A 16,528-nucleotide genomic window follows, 5' to 3' on the forward strand; every position below is an offset into this window, starting at 1 on the left:
CAATTCCGCGCTATGGATTGCAATTGCAATCGTATATAAGACGCGATTGTATCGGCGCATTGTAGAATTGCAACTGCAATCAACTGATGGAGTGAACGGGATGTCTCAAGCCAAACCAGATCTCTGGTTTTCGTTCGTGAGGAGCCACCGGCTGATGATCCGCGAGGTCGAGCGGCGGCTGGCCGCGGCGGGTCTGCCGGCTTATGCCTGGTATGACTTTCTGTGGGGCGTGGAGAGCGCGGCCGACGGTACGCGCCGCATGCACGAGCTGGCCGATGTGTTGGCAATCGAGCGCTATAACCTGACGCGTCTCGTCGACCGCCTGGAAGAAGAGAAACTGGTTACCCGCTTCCGCTCGACCGAAGACGGGCGAGCGGCGTACGTATCCATCACGGCTAGCGGCCGCGCGCTGCGCAAGAAGATGTGGAAGATCTATGAGAAGGCGGTTGCAGAACTGTTTCTCGCTCAATTCGATGCTGGTCAACAGGAAAGCTTTGCGCTCGCATTGCAGGAGGCCGCTCGGTCCGCCAATGAATCGTTCACGGAAAACTCCGTCGAGCGTCGTTCATGAAAGCGCAAAGCGTCGCAATGCATCCTGCACGACCGTTGGCGCGACGCTTCCGGTGTTCGCCATTGCATGTAGCGCGGCCAGCGCAATCCACCGCGCGGTTGGGGATGTCGGCTGACCCATACCGGAAATAGAGGAAACGCTGTCGGCACCGAGCGCGGTGAAGTGTCCGGGTGCGAAAGGTCCAATCTGGGCCGCGACGTGGCGCGTATAGCCGGTCACTGCAACGACCGGTAAAGCATCTGCACGCAAACATCGTTCGACATGCGAGACCTTTGCGTCTGCTTCTGGATGCAGCAAATTCCATCGTGCTACCGCTGTTCCATCTCGCGCAAGACGGGTATAGCTGGGACAACTCCACAACTCAGCCACGATTCCAGCGCTGTCCCACAGCAATCTCGCAGCCTCGATGACCTGCACCATGGTGCTGCCCGCGCCGCAAAGTCGAACACGGGTTGGCTCCTCCTCGGCAATGTCATTGCGTATCCGGTACATGCCCTTGACGATGTAGTCAGGATCGATATCGTTGAACGGCGCGTCGTCGATATCCACGTCACCGTGGGTTGCGAGGTAGAAAAATCCTGCTTCATTCTCGACGTAGAGTGAGCTCAATGCGTGCCGAAGAATGGTACGCGCCTCTTCCGCAGTAAATGGGTCGTACGGCGTGCACGCCGTTTGCGAAAGGAGCCAGAGTGGCAGTTCCGGCCGCACACCCTTGGGCCACCTCGATTGGCGGCGCTCTGCGCTGTTGCACAGAATACCCCGTTCAGCGCATTCAACCGATACCGACAGCAACTCTCCGAGAGCATGGGCTTCCAGAAAATATAGCAAGGGTCGTTCAAACCGCTCGGCTCCGCCTCGAAACCACATTGGCCATGCCGATCCGCCACTTGATCCTGGGTGTCCGGAAGAAACGGCTGGAGACGGCGCGACAATGCAGACCCGACGTCTCGTGCGCTCGTCTTTCATGAGACATCCCGCCATGTCGATTAGCGCATGGTAAGGAGACCGCGCGCGCATCGATTCAAGCCCATCGCGCGCACCGAACGCCTTAAGACAGGCTCTCGCGGCTTCCCGGGTTGCCCGCAACGCCGTCGTTTCGTCAGAACAACCAGATCGCACTCATATTCTCCATTGCCAGCCGGTTTCCCTAGTCGCTGCCGAGTTACTTCGTTGCATTTGCAATGATTGTAATTGCAACGCTTTAGATGAACAACACTTTCGTGGCGATATCATCCCACTGCAGACGGCATTGGCGAACCAACAGGGCTACGCATTTCGTCGATGAGAATGCTCGCACCGTGTCATTCGAAGCCTTGAACGGATTACCGAACACGACAAACCTCACGCCCCGATACTTTGCCGCACTACCATGCACGGCTCGTGCTGATGCGGATCGGCGACAAATTCGCCGATACCTTAATCCGCGAAAACGGATAGCGTTCGCCTGTCGTTGCCGCGGTTCCTCTCTCCTATAGTGCGTAAGTCACCGATGAGCCGCCGGATCGTCCTTGTCCTTTTGATTGTCGCGACTAAAGCCCGCGTTACGGCTGTGAGTCTCGCGACAAGCTATTCGGATAGATGTGTTCGAGCCATGAACGTGGTGCATTGCTCAGGCTTACTACCGGTGGCACGGGCGGCTGCGGTGAGGCATCATCGCAGCGCCGGAGTTTGGCGCAATGACGACAATCCGTACAAATCGAAAGGATCGAAAAATGAGAAGGACCAGCCTTGTGGTAACCGCTGTGACCTTGGTTGCTGCCCTGGTGACCGGTTGCGCAACCGTGGCCGAGAAAAATACCGATCAGTGCGAGGAGGCCATGCAGGCGCAGGCCGAGCCGGCGCTGGTGTCGGTCACGCACCTCCAGACATCGCCGGATGGGAGCACCGTGACCGTGAGCGGGATGATGGAAGATCAACGCAATTCAACCGTTGTACCCGCACAGGCCGAATGCCAGTTCAAGGGGAAGGTGCTCACTGGTCTCCATTGGCTTAAGCCCGCAAACCTGAAAGCAGGGCGCTAATCTGGAGACCATGACAGGTCGCTCCTGTTGCTCGGTGCAAAGAGCGATTGCACCGTCCGTTTAATCGTTTCGCAGCGGAAAGTCTGCTTGTGCAACACCTTTACCGCGGATGAAGGCTATCCGTAAGTCGCTCCGTAGTTCTCGAGGATATAGTCGGCGTCCTTGTTGCCGCGACCTGAAAGGTTGACCAGAATCTTTTATGATGGCCGCTGAGCCGCAAGACGGATCGCAAAGGCGAGCGCGTGCGAGCTTTATAGTGCCGGGGTGATCCCCTCGTTTCGGGTGATCTGGAGAAAGGTTCTGATTGCTTCGTCGTTGGTGACGGTACTCACGCAGAGACGGCCGGAGTCATGAAGCATTGCAATCTCCGGCCCGACACCAGGATAGACCAGACCCGATGCGATGGAAGAAACCGCTGCAGCCACGCCGTCCTTGTCCTGCAGGACGACGGAGCGCGCACCATGCAGAGTTCCGATTCTGCCGAATGAAAGGGTTGCTGCGTGTCCGGAAGAGCACCCCTTGTTATGGAAAGGAACTGCTCTCGGCCTTCCTTCCCGACTACGGATTGAAAGTCCCGCACGAGCATTGGAAACGGATGAGGTCCGATGGCCGAAGCAATAGCATAAAGCGCACGATCCCGCTGCTCGACATAAGCGTTCAACGCCGAGTCACTCGCCTCCTTGAGTGCGGATTGGCCGGCGCTTGCCACCACTACCGTGGCACTCAGTAGTTGCATGCGGCCGACATTGAAACGCTGCTTCTGAACGTCGAGCAACTGCGACACCGTGTTGTCCCGCACCGGTTTCGGCAATCAGCTTTTTCTTGCCCATCTTCCTCGCAAGAAGCGCAAATCCAACGCAATGATTGATTTTGTGGGCAGCCCTGATAGGAAAGCACGTCATTTAACGCGCTGCCCGTATCGCTGGCTAATCCCGGAGCAATTTTCGGAATAGTACACGTTGAGAGACCGCCGCGAACTGGATAACAGAACCACTGGACCTGTGAGGAGCAGAGGCGGAAACAATTCAGATTGTTATCCTCTCCATGCTGCACGTTGGCACATGGTCGTTCAAACAACTTCCGGCTTTCTCACTGCGAATTTTCCTGTCCAGGCGGATCCACATGCAGGATGAGTGACTCACGGTCACTACCTTCTTCGACAAAATCAGCCAGTCAGGCGAACAGCACCCTTTCTCGCGGCGGGTTTCCGGCCGGAAGCCGGGGGCGCATGCGCATCAGGCCACCTTTCAGGCCATTGCGGCTGGATCGCGGTTCGCTTCGAGATGTTCGACGAGCGCGCGCGCCGCGGACGGCAGATTCAGGCGGTCGCGCACCATGATGCAGATGAGCGGACGCGCCCATGAATCTGTGAGCGGGACAAAGCGCAGGTTGTAGGCAGGCCCATACGTTCTCGCCAGGAACGACGGCACAATGCCAATGCCCATGCCGAGCCCGATCATGTGACACACGCCATCGAAGCCGCGCACCCTGATACGCGTGTTCTTGGTGAGCGAGCTCTGCTTGGCCGCGTAATCGAGTAGCTGGGTCAGCGCGCTCGACTGGTTCTGTTCGACGTGTTCGTAGGCCAGAGTTTCCTCATACCGCAGCGCATCACGCTGCGCGAGCGCGTGACCGTCAGGCACTGCGGCGGCCAGGTCGTAGCGCTTGAACGGGATCAGTTGCAGCTGATCGTGAACGAACAGGTTCGGCCCGAGACCGACGTCGGCGCGGCCTTCGATTACGTCGCGCACGATCACCGGCGTTTCGTGTTCTTCGAGTTCCAGCTTGATATCTGAATGGCGTGCCATAAAGGCCTGAATTTCGGCCGGCACCCCTGCGGCGAGCGCCGAAGCACTCACACGTACCCGAACATGTCCGCGGACGCCCTTCGCGTATTCGGACATCTCAGCCTGCATCTGGTCGAGCGCCTGCACCACCAGCCGGGCGTGATGCACCATCGCGTCGCCAGCGGGGGTCAGGCGAATGCCCTTCTGACTGCGCTCCACCAGTTCCAGGCCGACCGACGCTTCGAGCTCCTGCAGCCGCTTGCTTACCGCCGATGCAACCATGTGCTCGCGTGCCGCAGCTCGGGCAATGCTGCCCTCTTCGGCGATGGTCAGAAAAATCCGGGCGGAACGAATATCAAGTTGTCGCATCGAGCCATCGCATTTCGAGAGGGGGTCCCTCTTCATTGATCGCTTTTTGTCATACGGCGAAGGGGCCATGATAACCAACATACACCCAGCCGCAAAGCGCGGCCCAAACGAGAAGCCCTGCTCATGCGGGGTACAGCCGGAGACAGCCCTCATGAACAGCCGCGATCGCGCCTCGCCACGTCCCTTCGTTACCGTGACCGAAGTCGGCACGCGCGACGGTCTACAGATCGAAAGCACGTATATTCCCGCTGCCCGCAAGATCGAAATGATCGACCGGATGATTGCGGCCGGCATGACCAGCATTGAGGTGACATCGTTCGTCTCGCCTAAAGCCGTGCCGCAACTGCAGGACGCCGAGGAAGTGCTGGCCGGCATCACGCGCCGCCCGGACACCCGGCTTTCGGCGCTCGTGCCGAACCTGCGTGCAGCACAGCGCGCAATGCGCACATCAGTCGACGCAGCAGTGCTGCTGTGCTCGGCGTCGAACACGCACAACCACAAAAACCTGAACCGCACTGTCGACGAATCGCTCGCCGGTTTGCCGGAAATCGCCGCATGTCTGAGCGAATCCGTCGATGGACGTGCGCCGAAGATGCTGATCGGCGCCATCGCGACGACCTTCGGTTGCCCGTTCGAAGGCGATATCGCAGTCGACGACGTGTTGAAGATCGCGCGTGCCTATGTCGCTGCCGGCGTGACCGAGATCACGTTGTCCGACACCACCGGCATGGCCACGCCGCTGAATATCCGCAGCATGGTGCGGTCCATGCGCGATGCCGTGCCCCCGCAAGTCGAACTGGCGCTGCATCTGCATAATACGCGAGGCATCGGTCTCGCCAACGTGATAGTCGGGCTCGAGGAAGGTATCCGCCGCTTCGATTCGTCAGTGGGTGGGCTCGGCGGCTGTCCGTTCGCGCCCGGTGCGACAGGCAATATCTGCACCGAAGACCTGCTGTTCCTGCTCGATGAGTCCGGCTTCGACACCGGCGTCGATCTCGAAGCGGCGATCGCCGTCGCGCACGAAATGGAGGCATCGCTCGGCAAGCGGCTGGTCGGCCAGGTGATGCGCGCCGGTCCGCGCCTGAACCTGCACGCTGCTGACACCGTCGCAACGGCAGCGGGGTAAGCCCATGACCGTATCCGGTACGCTGCCGCTCTCGGGCATCAAGGTCGTCGACCTGACCCGCATCCTGTCGGGCCCGTTCTGCACAATGCTGCTCGGCGACATGGGCGCCGACGTGGTAAAGATCGAGTCGCCCGGCGAAGGTGATCCGATCCGCCGTCAGGGCACAATCATCAAAGGACTGTCGACATACTTCGCCTCGTTTAATCGCAACAAACGCTCGATGGCACTCGACCTGCGCAGCGACGAAGGCAAACAGGTGCTAGCGGCACTACTCGAAAAAGCCGATGTGCTGGTCGAGAACTTCCGGCCCGGCGTGCTCGACGCAATGGGCTTCGACGTGGCGCGGCTCGATGCGCTGAATCCGCGCCTCGTGGTCGCGTCGATCAATGGCTATGGATCGAGCGGCCCGTACGCGCAACGTCCGGCTTTCGATTTCATCGCACAGGCGATGAGCGGTTTCATGAGCCTGAACGGTAGCGAAGGCGACACACCGATCCGCACCGGCATTCCTGCCTGCGATCTCGTTGCCGGTCTCTACGCGGCGTTTGGCATCGTCAACGCACTGCGCGCTCGGGATTTGACTGGTCGTGGCCAGCGCGTTGAGGCGGCCATGGTCGATTCGATCATGAGTCTCTTCGCGTGGTACGCGTCCGATCATCTCGCCACCGGCGAAGCCGCTGTGCGCAGCGGCAACGACCATCCGATCACCGCACCGTACGGTCAGTTCACCGCGAGTGACGGCGAGATCGCTGTTGCGCCGAGCACGGAAGCCGTGCTCGAGCGCTTTCTCGCGGAAATCGGTCTGGCCGATGTTCGTCATGATCCGCGCTTCACGACCAACACGCTGCGCATGAAGCACCGCGACGAGCTGAATGCCCTTATCAATACGCGCGTGCTTGCCGATACCCAGGCGAACTGGGTGGAGCGGTTGAATCGCGCAGGCGTTCCATGCGGCATCGTCAAAAATCTCGCCGAGGCGTTCACCGATCCACAGGTTCTGCACCGGGAAATGGTGCTGCCGGTGGAGCATCCGGGTCACGGCGTGGTGCGTATGCTCGGCTTCCCCGTGAAGCTGTCGGAAACGCCGTGCCGCGTGCGCCATCCCGCTCCCGGCCACGGCGAGCATACCGCACAGATCGTAGAAGACTGGCAACTGTCATGCGGCGAACTGCTGGCCCGCCAGCAACCCGAAACGACCGCCCCGTAATCCGGAGAACTTTGCATGCTGCGCTTCTCGGCCAATCTGTCGACCCTGTTTCAGAACCTGCCCCTCGTGGCCCGCTTCGAAGCCGCGGCGCGCGCCGGCTTCGAAGCAGTCGAACTGTGGTTTCCGTATGAAATACCCGTTGCCGACATGCGCGCCCTGTTGGCCACGCACAAACTGCGCTGCCTGGGCATCAACACGCCGGCTGGCGACGTGAAAAGCGGTGATTGGGGTCTCGCGGCCGACCCCGCCCGCCGTTCGGAATTCGAGGCGAGCGTCGACGAGGCCTTCGCCTATGCCGAAGGGATCGGCTGTCCGTGCGTTCATGTAATGGCCGGCCAGCCTCCAGCCGACACCGCTCAGGACAGGCGCGATGCTGCCTGGAAACACTATGTCAGCTGTATCGCGAGTGCGAGCGCAAAAGCGCAACGGCACGGCGTGACGGTGATGATCGAGCCACTTAACGCGATTGATCGTCCGCACTATCTGCTCAACACGCAGGCGCAGGCACTGGATGTGATCCGCACCGTCGCGCAGCCGAACGTGAAAATCATGCTGGACCTGTATCACCTGCAGCGCGGCGAGGGCAATCTGATCGAGCGGATGAAGACGTCGCTGCCGTATGCCGCCCACGTGCAGATTGCCGATAACCCCGGCCGCCATGAACCGGGCACCGGCGAAATCCGCTTCGATGCCGTGTTCGCCACGATCGAGGCAAGTGGCTATGCCGGCCATATCGGCTGTGAATATCTGCCTTCGGCTGCGACGCTCGACAGTCTCGGCTGGCTGGATGCGATCCAGCCGAAAGCAGATCGCGCCGCCTGACAAAATTGCCGACAAAAGTCGCCGACACATGACCACAACACCGGAGACGATCACGATGCCTTATCCACTGTCTCGCAACTTTCAGATCGCATTCGACGATTTGCGCATCGTCGCCCGTGGTCTGACCCGTCCCGAATGCTTGCTCGCTCTCGCCGACGGCCGGCTCGTCGCGGCCAATGGAAGAGGCGGCTATTCGGTGATCGATCCAGATGGCGGTGTTACACACGTGCTGGCGCAAACCGACGGCAACCGCCAATACTTGCCTAACGGCATCGCGCTCGCGTCGACCGGCCATGTGCTGTTCGCCGATCTTGGCACGCAGGTCGGCGGCCTTTTCTCGCTCGATGGCGACGGTCTGCTCGAAACGGTACTCGGTACGCTCGACGGAGAGCCGCTGCCGCCGAGCAATTTCCTCGTCAATGATCGCGACGGACGGCTTTGGTTCACGATCAGCACGCGCCGCCTTCCGCGCACCGCGGCGTGGAGCCACGATGTTGCCGACGGTTATATTGCGGTGCTCGACGAGCGTGGCGCGCGGATCGTCGCGGATGGTCTCGGCTATACAAACGAAATAGCCTTTTCGCCCGACGGCCAATGGGTGTATGTCAACGAAACCTATAACCAGCGCACGAGTCGTTTTCCGCTGCGCACTGGTGCCACGCTCGGCCCGAAGGAAGTGGTCGCGCAATACGACAGCGCGGATTTCCCCGATGGACTCACGTTCGACGCGCACGGCGGCGCGTGGATCACCTGCATTGGCAGCAACCGGCTAATTGTGCTGCGCCCGGATGGCGAGCGTCAGGTCGTTCTCGCCGATACCGACACCGATTACGCGCGGCAGCTAGGCGAGAAGCTGCGCAGCAACACGCTCACGCAACGCGACATGAGCACGGCAGGCCGCTCACGTCTCGGGAATATCTCGAGCCTCGCCTTCGGCGGAGCGAATCTGCGGACGGCCTATCTAGGCTGTCTGCTGGACGACTGCATACGGGTATTCGAGAGCCCCATCGCAGGCCTCGAGCCCGTGCACTGGCGTCGAAATTTGCAGGTGCCCATCGCTTCACAACGGTAGCGTGCTCGCGGCAGCATTGCCGACAATGCACTTATAAAACGATACGGAGACCTTATGCAACTCGCTCATGAAAGCACGACGGTCGGTAACTCAAGATGGCGTCGCGTCGGGCTGATCGTTTTTGTCAGTTATCTCGTCGCCTTTGCGGACCGCTCGAATATTGGCGTGGCCGCGCCGCTGATCGCGCACGATCTCGGGCTCGATCTGCGCATCATCGGCACGCTGCTGTCGGCGTTTTTCTGGGGCTACGTACTCACGCAGATTCCAGGAGGATGGATCGCGCAGCGAATCGGACCGACGCGCGTGGTGGGATGCGCGCTGATCGTCACCGGCATCGCGGCCTGCCTGACTGGCCTCATTACCGATCTGAAGGCTCTGCTCGCCGTGCGCGTAGTCCTGGGCATCGCCGAGGGCGTAATCTGGCCATCGTTCGCCGTGCTCTTCGTGCGCTGGTTTCCCGGCAACGAGCGCGGTCGCGCGGTGAGCGTCGCGCAGTTCGCGATGCCGGCCTCGTCGATCCTGATGGCGCCTATCGCTGGCTGGCTAATCGACAAGGTACACTGGCAAGCCATGTTCGTGTTGCAAGGCCTACCTGCCATCGCGATGGGAATCGTCTTTATGTGGCTGATTTCGGACGATCCCGCCACCGACCGGCGCATCGGCGAAGAAGAACGTCAGTTCATCATGCGTCACCGTAACGTGGATACGAGCGAAAACGCCAGCTTTGCAACCGTGCTGCGCAGCCCGGTCGTATGGCTGCTTGGCGTTGCATCGTTCTGCTGGATCATGACGATCTTCAGCTTCGGCCTTTGGATGCCGAGCCTTATCAAGCAATTTGTGGCGAACGGTTATACGGTGGCGGGTGCCCTCACCGCTCTGCCCTTCGTAGCCGGCGCAATCTCGATGTACTTCAACGCGCGCCTGTCAGACCAGTCGACCCTGTCGCGTGGCTGGTTCGTCGCGGTGCCCAGCGTGATCGCCGGCATCGCGTTGATCGCGCAGCATTACGGACCGCCGACGCTCGGCTACGCCATCGTAATGTTCTGCATTGCCGGCGCCGGCCTCTACTCGGGGGCGGGAACCTGGTGGAGTTGGGCTATCAGCATGTTCCCGCGCAATCAGGCAGGCGCCGCGATCGGGCTGATGAACATTTTTGCGAGCTTTGGCGGCATTGTCGGGCCGATGGCAGTGGGCTACTTTGCGGCGGGGTCGAACGCGGCAAGCAGCTTTTATATCCTCGGCTATGCGCTCTTCGCAGCCGCCGCAGTGATGCTCGTGCTGATAGCGCAGAACAGCAGACGCGGCCCGGCAGAAACGGGAGTGGTGTATCGGTGAAGGGGATCGACACCGCGGGGTTGTTGTGCCGGACGGCTTTCTGGGCCAGCGCCCTCCGTGCCTTATCGCATGCACCGTGGTGTCGGCGCACTGGTGTGACTGGCCGGGTAGAAGGAAAACATCAGCAACAGGGCGCTCGTCGGTGCAGTAACGAGGTTGTCGACTATATTGCCCGCACCGTCGATTGTCTCCTCCTGGCGGGCGCCGGTCTCACGCAATCGACAGCGGCAAAACTATTCCGCCAGGAATCGTTTGATCGCCGCTGAAAAGGCGACGTCATCGTCCAGCATCATCAGATGGCCACAGTTGGCCAGCGTGTGATCTCCAGCGCATTTTTCCAGTGCCCAGTCTGGTACGTTCCAGCCTTCGCGGGAGTGCTCACCGGACAGTAAATACACCGGATGCCGGTCGAAAACCTTTTCGAGTAACGTAGGGTAGTCATCATTGCCCGTTGTTGTGACAACCGACTTGCCCATCGCACGAAGCGTGGACGCTGGCTGGTGGGCAAGCCAGCGGGCCGCGATCGGACCTAGATGCGGCGCTGGCGCGGTAACGGAACTGCTGATCCAGGCTAATGGATCAGCACGAAAATCTTCCATCATTGCGTCAGCCTCGCTCTGGCTCATCCGTCCTACCGATGCTGACCAGAACGCATCGCCCAATGTGAAGTTCCCTTCGATATTCACGATCCTGCGGACGTACTCCGGATAGGCGTCGGCGAACAGCATAGCGATCGCACCGCCAACCGAATGACCAACCACGTCAACGGGTCCATTTCCAAAGCGGGCGTCTACGAACGATCGCAGATGTTCGACTTGACTGGGTAGGGATATGGCATCGAATGGAACGTCTCGGTGCTCGCCGTACCCAAGCAGATCGGGGGCTGCGTGAGGCAACTCGTAGCCAGTGATGTCCAGAGTGCCGATGAAGCCGTGAACGAATACGACGGGAGAAGTGTGGCTCATGTTTAGGCGGGAACCGTTAAGGTCTCTAGGGCTGTATCCGTGACCGTACACTGTAGGCGGTCGCCCCGGGAATTGTCACCGAACTTGACCACCGTGTCGAACGTCCGTTGTTGGCCGACATTCCTCGGGCAAAGATAAAATTTTAGCATCGCTACTGCATCGCCGTGCGCAACCGGGCGCCGCGCCGGTTCCTTTCAGCACGCGTCACAATGGCTGCGTGTCCGCCGCATCAGCCGCCAGATATCACCACATCGCCAGGCAAAACCCTGCGAAGAGCGTCGAGTACAACCGCGGTGCGTATCTCGTGGAAGGCTCCGGCCATTGCGCGGCTTGCCATACCGGCAAGAATTTTCTCGGCGGCGACAGCTCGCAGTTCGTACAGGGCGGCGACGGTCCGCAGACCGAGACGAACCGACCGGCGCCGGCATGCCGCGCTTCGACTGGAAGCTCTCGGACGACGAGGTAGCCGCCGTGCTGACCTATATCCGCAATACGTGGAACAATGCTGCGCCGGCTGTCGATAGCGCCACGGTCCAGAAGGCGCGCAGTCAGCTCGGCGCGCAGGCGTGGATCGGGAACTGAAACCGACACCGCATTGCTTTGCGCCAATCCGGCCGGCACGTTTAATCACGTGCCGGCCGGGTCAAATTCACGGACGTCTTTCGTCTTCGATCATCCGATTCTTCGTAGCCGGCGCGCCGGCTGCACGCTCTCCTGCGAGTCGAGCTCTACCATGACAGTCACCACGACTTACCGCCCTTCCCGTCGCATGCTGCGCACGCTGGCGCTAGCGAGCGTCGCCCTCGCGCCGGCCGCCCATGCCGGGCCGTTCGACTATCTGACGACCAGTCCGTATCTGCTCGGCGATTGGGGCGGCGAGCGCAGCCGGCTGGCCGAACGCGGCGTCGATTTCGACTTCAGCTATACCAACGAAGCCGCGCACAATTTCAGCGGCGGCGACCAGCATCTGACCCGCGCGGCCCAGCAGCTGGCAGCCGGCGTCACGGCCAATCTGGACAAGTTGTGGGGCATCCGGAACACGACGTTTCATTTCGTGCTGACCGACCGCTTCGGCCGCAGTCTGGATACCGATGCGAATCTCAACACCAGTCAGCAGACGCAGGAAATATACGGTCGCGGCCAAACCGTCTGGCTGACGGCCATGACGCTCGATAGAACGTTCTTCGACGGACGTGTGCTCGTGTCGGTCGGACGCGACAGCGAGGGTCAGGCCTTCGACGCCGGCGACTGTCACTTCCAGAATCTTGCTTTGTGTGGACCACAAGGCGCGAATCTGTACGGCAATTACTTCATGAGCTGGCCAGGCAGCGTGTGGATGGCGCGCGCCAAAGTCAACACCACCGCCGACACGTATCTGCAATTCGGCGTGTATCAGCAAAGCCCGACTTACTACGACAACAGCTGGGAGCGGCACAACGCATGGACCCCGAGCGGCGCGCCGGGCAGCAACGGCGTCGTGCTACCGGTCGAACTGGGCTGGACGCCGAAGCTCGGTGGCCTGGAAGGCGCTTACCGGATCGGCTTCATGTACAACACGGGCGGCCAGCCCGATCTCGTGCGCGACGTCAACGGCAACGCGCGCGCGGTCACGGGACTCGCCGCACAGCAGACGGGCGGCAGCTACAACGGCTATCTGTCGGTATCGCAACGCCTGAGCGGACAGAACGGCGGCGAAGGCGTGACGATGAACCTGCGTACCGTATTCGGCGATCGCGCGAGTTCCTCGCTCGACCGGCAGATGACACTGGACTTCGAGTATCAGAACCCGTTCCACCGCGCCGGCGACCGCGTGGGTATCGGCTTTGCCGCCACGCATTCGAGCAGTCGCGCGGCGGAATATCAGATGGAATACAACGCACTGCATCCCGACGATGCGTCCGCGGTCGGCAACGGCTATGAGATGACGTACGAAATTTTCTATAACTGGCAGGTCGTGCCGTCCGTCAGCCTGCAGCCCGACTTCCAGTACATCGTTCATCCCGGCGGTACATCGCGCAACAGCAATGTGGCGGTCGCTGGATTAAAGACCGTGATCGCTTTTTGAGGCGGTGTCAGACGGAGAGACGGGGTGGTCCGGGCGCATGGTCGCGCGCCTGTCGACCGCCTCGACGTCGGCGTGAATCTGCAATCGGCTAACGCTGCCTTTATCCACACCGGCCTCGCGCTCGCAAATCGCCGCAAGTTCTGGCGCAGCGCAACGATGGCCCGCTCGGGCCGTAGCGCGCGTTCCACGTGATCGAAGCGCGGTCACTCACCGCGAAAATCGTTTTCGCAAACAGCGGGGAATAATGCCCTACTCGTACAACCTCGCCTCTTCCATCAACCCCGGCGTCCCGATCACCTCATTGATGCCATCGAAATCGAGCATCCGGTCGCGCCATGGCGCGGTCGTGCCATGCTCGCGCAGACTGCCGTAATACCCCTGCAGGGTATGCGTGACCGCGCGCGCTGTGCCGCCCGGAAAAATCACGATGCGAAAGCCGATCTGCGTGAGCGTGTCGGCATTCTGCACGGGCGTCTTGCCTCCTTCGACCATATTCGCCAGCAGCGGCACGCGTCCCGCGAAGCGCTTGCAGGCCGCTTCCATCTGCTCGACCGAACGCAGTGCCTCGATGAACAACGCGTCCGCGCCCGCTTCCAGATAACGCTCGGCGCGCTCGAGCGCGGCGTCCAGTCCTTCGATGGCGGCCGCGTCGGTGCGCGCGAGGATCAGCGTATTGGTGCTGGTGCGCGCGTCGAGTGCGGCGCGCAGCTTGCCGCACATTTCATCCACGGGGATCACGGACTTGCCGTCCAGATGCCCGCAGCGTTTTGGAAATGTCTGGTCCTCGAGCTGGATCATTGCGGCGCCCGCGCGTTCGAAACCGCGCACCGTGCGCTTGACGTTCAACGCGTTGCCGAAGCCGGTATCGGCATCGACGATCAGCGGCAGCGCAACGCGCTCCGTGATGCGCGCGAGCGTGTCCTCGACTTCCGGATACGTGGTCAAGCCGACATCGGAGCGCCCGAGCCGCGTGTACGCGATCGACGCACCGGACAGATACAGCGCCTGAAAACCCGCCTGTTCGGCGACCAGCGCGCTGAGCGCATCGAATACGCCCGGCGCGAGCACCGGACCTTGGGAAAGAAGCGTGTTGAGTGGAACGGGTTGCTTAGCCATGACGATCATCCTTGCAATTCAGAAGAGCGGCCGGGCGGTACATCCGCCGCAGCCAGCGTCGCGCGTGCGGTGTGAGCGGCGATATGACCGCCCGCTACCGCGCTCAAAAGTCCGTTACCCGACAGGTAACCCCATACCGCGTTACCCGACACCCCGCGGGCCGCACCGCCGGCCGCCAGCAGATTCGGAAACGGCGTGCCGTCTTCGCGCAGCACGCGGCACGCGGCGTCGATATCCAGCCCGCCCTGCGTGTGAAAGAGCGCGCCGGTCACCTTGATCGCGTAATACGGCGCGCTCAGGCTGCGCGTGAATGTGCGGCCGTGCGCATCCGCGATGCCGGGCGCGATGCTAGCGAGCGTCGTGCGCAGTGCAGAGTCGTCGCAGCCAATAAGCGCTGCAAGCGCCGCGGTATCCGCGCAGGTTTTCAGCGCGCCGGCCGCTTCCGCATCGCGGAAGTCGGGAAAGCTTCGCGCCAGAGCCAGCGTCGTGTCGTCGAACACATTCCACGCGACGCCACCCGGCTGCGCGAGAACATGCACGGCGGCTTCCGAATAGCCCAGCGTCTCGTCGTGAAAGCGTTGCCCGAGCGAGTTGATCTGCACGCCGCCATCCATCATCACGGCCCACGAAATCAGCACGCCATGCGGACTCGCCCACGACCCGTGGCCCTGATAGCCGCCGAGGTCGGCCAGCCGCGCGCCGAGCTGCCGACCCCACGCAATCGCGCTGCCATCGTTACCTTCATGCCCGCCGTAGACTGCCGACGCCATTTCCGGCAGCAGTTCGCCGCGCATCGACAGGTTCCCGCCGAAGCCGTTGCAAGCGAGCAGCAGCACGTCGCAGCGCAGAGACTCCCGTTCGCCATCGGGCCGCTCGAAGCCGACGGCCGTCACCCGGCCGTCGTCGTCGAGCCAAAGCTCACGCACCAGCGCGTGCGTCATGATGGTGGCGCCTGCCGCCTGCGCGGCCCGCTCGAGTGCGGCGATCAACGCGGCGCCGGTCTTCTCGCGCAGACTGTGCATGCGGCGCACGCTGTGGCCCGGATAGAGAAACCCGTCCAGCACTTCGAAGTCGAGCCCGTGCCGGGCCAGTTCGTCGAGCGCCGGACCCGACGCCTGCGCATAGGCGTCCACCAGATGCACCGCGGCCGTACCGTGGGTCTTGCCCATGATGTCGTCGGCGAACCACGTTGCGTTGTCGTCGATACCGGCGCTGCGCTGCGCGGCGGTGGCCGCCGCCGGAATGAAACCGGACGACAGGGCCGTCGAGCCGCTCGGCACGCCGTCCCGCTCGAGCACCACGACCTCGATGCCGGCATCGGCGAGATGCAGCGCAGCGGTCAACCCGCACGCGCCCGCGCCGACGATCACCACCGGAACGTGCGGCACCGGTTGTCCGCTCACCTCCGGCAACGGACCGGTCCGGATCAGCGGCGCGCTCATGCATCACCTCCCTGCAAACGGTGCGTGAACGCGTCACAGGTGGTGACTTCGCCGACGGTTTGCAGATCGGCGAGCGCTGCATCGTGCGCGGTTTGGGTCGAAGCCGCACACCCGTCGCCCAGCACGAGCACGCGATAGTCGCGCATATGCGCATCGCGCGCCGTGCTGGCGACGCCGCCATTCGTCACGATGCCGCACACGGCCACGGTCTCGATGCCTGCCCGGCGCAGCACCCAGTCGAGTTGCGTGTTGAAGAACGCCGAATACGCGACCTTCAGTACCGCGACATCGACCGATGCGGCTAACCCGCCGACCGTCGCGTGGCCTTCGGAACCAGCGACGAAATCGCCGCGCCGCAGAAACGGCCGCAGCTGTTTCAGATGCGGCGAGATCATCGGCTCGCCGTGCGCGTCGGGCCACAGCGTGAACTGGCTCGCGGCGACCAGACCGCCTCGCTGTTTGAGTGCGCGCGCAACCGGCGCCACGCGCTCGGGCAACGATCGCGCCGCCGCCGAAACCGCGCCGCCGCGATCGTACGCGCCGCCCGGACTCACGAAATCGTTCTGCAGATCGACGATCACAAGCGCCGTGCGTCGCGCGTCGAGGGTCGTGCCGGAAGTGCTCATGACA

Annotated in this window: 16 protein-coding genes; 10 read left to right on the top strand and 6 right to left on the bottom strand. The window is 61.9% G+C overall.

Features of this window, described 5'->3' with window-relative positions:
- Positions 1–100 precede the first annotated feature (100 nt).
- Positions 101–571 carry a MarR family winged helix-turn-helix transcriptional regulator gene (locus tag FQ746_RS15530; protein WP_144110252.1) on the top strand — a complete coding sequence of 157 codons (471 nt, stop codon included), beginning with the start codon at positions 101–103 and terminating at the stop codon, positions 569–571.
- On the opposite strand, the gene FQ746_RS15535 is transcribed toward FQ746_RS15530, so the two are convergent.
- Positions 566–1,537 carry a transketolase-like TK C-terminal-containing protein gene (locus FQ746_RS15535; protein ID WP_144110253.1) on the bottom strand — a complete coding sequence of 324 codons (972 nt, stop codon included), beginning with the start codon at positions 1,535–1,537 and terminating at the stop codon, positions 566–568. The two genes, FQ746_RS15530 and FQ746_RS15535, sit on opposite strands and share 6 nt — an antisense overlap.
- A gap of 710 nt (positions 1,538–2,247) precedes the next feature.
- On the opposite strand from FQ746_RS15535, the gene FQ746_RS15540 reads away from it, so the two are divergent.
- The gene (locus tag FQ746_RS15540; protein ID WP_144110254.1) at positions 2,248–2,592 is read left to right on the top strand and encodes a hypothetical protein; all 345 of its coding nucleotides are present in this window, start codon (positions 2,248–2,250) and stop codon (positions 2,590–2,592) included.
- Positions 2,593–3,839: 1,247 nt separating this feature from the next.
- Here the strand turns inward: FQ746_RS15540 and FQ746_RS15550 are convergent.
- Positions 3,840–4,901 carry a LysR family transcriptional regulator gene (locus FQ746_RS15550; protein ID WP_144110255.1) on the bottom strand — a complete coding sequence of 354 codons (1,062 nt, stop codon included), beginning with the start codon at positions 4,899–4,901 and terminating at the stop codon, positions 3,840–3,842.
- Here FQ746_RS15550 and FQ746_RS15555 point away from each other — a divergent pair.
- Genes FQ746_RS15555 through FQ746_RS15575 form a run of 5 tightly spaced genes read left to right on the top strand, consistent with a single transcriptional unit; the run spans position 4,900 to position 10,310 of the window.
- Entirely contained in the window at positions 4,900–5,874 is a 975-nt protein-coding gene (locus tag FQ746_RS15555; RefSeq protein ID WP_144110256.1) for a hydroxymethylglutaryl-CoA lyase, read from the top strand. The genes FQ746_RS15550 and FQ746_RS15555 overlap by 2 nt on opposite strands.
- A gap of 4 nt (positions 5,875–5,878) precedes the next feature.
- Positions 5,879–7,081 (top strand): CaiB/BaiF CoA transferase family protein, encoded by a 1,203-nt coding sequence (locus FQ746_RS15560; RefSeq protein WP_144110257.1) that lies wholly within the window; start codon positions 5,879–5,881, stop codon positions 7,079–7,081.
- A gap of 15 nt (positions 7,082–7,096) precedes the next feature.
- Complete coding sequence (locus FQ746_RS15565; protein ID WP_144110258.1) at positions 7,097–7,903, top strand: hydroxypyruvate isomerase family protein; 807 nt, start codon at positions 7,097–7,099, stop codon at positions 7,901–7,903.
- Positions 7,904–7,958: 55 nt separating this feature from the next.
- Positions 7,959–8,975 (top strand): SMP-30/gluconolactonase/LRE family protein, encoded by a 1,017-nt coding sequence (locus FQ746_RS15570; RefSeq protein WP_144110259.1) that lies wholly within the window; start codon positions 7,959–7,961, stop codon positions 8,973–8,975.
- 54 nt (positions 8,976–9,029) lie between these two features.
- Positions 9,030–10,310, top strand: coding sequence for an MFS transporter (locus FQ746_RS15575; RefSeq protein ID WP_144110260.1), 1,281 nt, complete (start codon positions 9,030–9,032; stop codon positions 10,308–10,310).
- Positions 10,311–10,543: 233 nt separating this feature from the next.
- Here the strand turns inward: FQ746_RS15575 and FQ746_RS15580 are convergent, their stop codons facing one another.
- Positions 10,544–11,275, bottom strand: a complete 732-nt coding sequence (locus tag FQ746_RS15580; protein WP_144110261.1) for an alpha/beta fold hydrolase — start codon at positions 11,273–11,275, stop codon at positions 10,544–10,546.
- Between the two features lie 426 nt (positions 11,276–11,701).
- On the opposite strand from FQ746_RS15580, the gene FQ746_RS15590 reads away from it, so the two are divergent.
- The 3 genes from FQ746_RS15590 to FQ746_RS34810 all read left to right on the top strand — a co-directional run bounded on the left by FQ746_RS15590 (position 11,702) and on the right by FQ746_RS34810 (position 13,532).
- A complete protein-coding gene (locus FQ746_RS15590; RefSeq protein WP_186310748.1) occupies positions 11,702–11,857 on the top strand; it encodes a c-type cytochrome in 156 nt (51 codons plus the stop codon).
- Between the two features lie 151 nt (positions 11,858–12,008).
- A complete protein-coding gene (locus tag FQ746_RS15595; RefSeq protein WP_186310749.1) occupies positions 12,009–13,340 on the top strand; it encodes a carbohydrate porin in 1,332 nt (443 codons plus the stop codon).
- Between the two features lie 24 nt (positions 13,341–13,364).
- Positions 13,365–13,532, top strand: coding sequence for a hypothetical protein (locus FQ746_RS34810; protein WP_186310750.1), 168 nt, complete (start codon positions 13,365–13,367; stop codon positions 13,530–13,532).
- A gap of 57 nt (positions 13,533–13,589) precedes the next feature.
- Here the strand turns inward: FQ746_RS34810 and FQ746_RS15600 are convergent, their stop codons facing one another.
- The 3 genes from FQ746_RS15600 to FQ746_RS15610 are packed head-to-tail and all read right to left on the bottom strand — an operon-like array spanning position 13,590 to position 16,524.
- Positions 13,590–14,456: an oxaloacetate decarboxylase gene (locus FQ746_RS15600; protein ID WP_144110264.1), complete on the bottom strand. Its 867-nt coding sequence runs from the start codon at positions 14,454–14,456 to the stop codon at positions 13,590–13,592.
- 5 nt (positions 14,457–14,461) lie between these two features.
- Positions 14,462–15,898, bottom strand: a complete 1,437-nt coding sequence (locus tag FQ746_RS15605; protein WP_144110265.1) for an FAD-dependent oxidoreductase — start codon at positions 15,896–15,898, stop codon at positions 14,462–14,464.
- On the bottom strand, positions 15,895–16,524 hold the full coding sequence (locus FQ746_RS15610) for a cysteine hydrolase family protein (protein WP_144110266.1): 630 nt from the start codon (positions 16,522–16,524) through the stop codon (positions 15,895–15,897). The genes FQ746_RS15605 and FQ746_RS15610 overlap by 4 nt, the downstream gene beginning before the upstream one ends.
- Between the last annotated feature and the right edge of the window lie 4 nt (positions 16,525–16,528).

Source organism: Paraburkholderia sp. BCC1886, assembly GCF_900996245.1.
In the GTDB taxonomy this organism is placed as follows: Bacteria; Pseudomonadota; Gammaproteobacteria; order Burkholderiales; family Burkholderiaceae; genus Paraburkholderia.

What these genes read in the sequence shown, in the direction of transcription:
- FQ746_RS15555 (WP_144110256.1), top strand. Translation starts at nt 4,900, where the DNA reads ATGAACAGCCGCGATCGCGCCTCGCCACGTCCCTTCGTTACCGTGACC.
- FQ746_RS15530 (WP_144110252.1), top strand. Translation starts at nt 101, where the DNA reads ATGTCTCAAGCCAAACCAGATCTCTGGTTTTCGTTCGTGAGGAGCCAC.
- FQ746_RS15580 (WP_144110261.1), bottom strand. Translation starts at nt 11,275, where the DNA reads ATGAGCCACACTTCTCCCGTCGTATTCGTTCACGGCTTCATCGGCACT.
- FQ746_RS15540 (WP_144110254.1), top strand. Translation starts at nt 2,248, where the DNA reads ATGACGACAATCCGTACAAATCGAAAGGATCGAAAAATGAGAAGGACC.
- FQ746_RS15570 (WP_144110259.1), top strand. Translation starts at nt 7,959, where the DNA reads ATGCCTTATCCACTGTCTCGCAACTTTCAGATCGCATTCGACGATTTG.
- FQ746_RS15595 (WP_186310749.1), top strand. Translation starts at nt 12,009, where the DNA reads ATGACAGTCACCACGACTTACCGCCCTTCCCGTCGCATGCTGCGCACG.
- FQ746_RS15600 (WP_144110264.1), bottom strand. Translation starts at nt 14,456, where the DNA reads ATGGCTAAGCAACCCGTTCCACTCAACACGCTTCTTTCCCAAGGTCCG.
- FQ746_RS15575 (WP_144110260.1), top strand. Translation starts at nt 9,030, where the DNA reads ATGCAACTCGCTCATGAAAGCACGACGGTCGGTAACTCAAGATGGCGT.
- FQ746_RS15550 (WP_144110255.1), bottom strand. Translation starts at nt 4,901, where the DNA reads ATGAGGGCTGTCTCCGGCTGTACCCCGCATGAGCAGGGCTTCTCGTTT.
- FQ746_RS15535 (WP_144110253.1), bottom strand. Translation starts at nt 1,537, where the DNA reads ATGAAAGACGAGCGCACGAGACGTCGGGTCTGCATTGTCGCGCCGTCT.
- FQ746_RS15590 (WP_186310748.1), top strand. Translation starts at nt 11,702, where the DNA reads ATGCCGCGCTTCGACTGGAAGCTCTCGGACGACGAGGTAGCCGCCGTG.
- FQ746_RS15565 (WP_144110258.1), top strand. Translation starts at nt 7,097, where the DNA reads ATGCTGCGCTTCTCGGCCAATCTGTCGACCCTGTTTCAGAACCTGCCC.
- FQ746_RS15560 (WP_144110257.1), top strand. Translation starts at nt 5,879, where the DNA reads ATGACCGTATCCGGTACGCTGCCGCTCTCGGGCATCAAGGTCGTCGAC.
- FQ746_RS15605 (WP_144110265.1), bottom strand. Translation starts at nt 15,898, where the DNA reads ATGAGCGCGCCGCTGATCCGGACCGGTCCGTTGCCGGAGGTGAGCGGA.
- FQ746_RS15610 (WP_144110266.1), bottom strand. Translation starts at nt 16,524, where the DNA reads ATGAGCACTTCCGGCACGACCCTCGACGCGCGACGCACGGCGCTTGTG.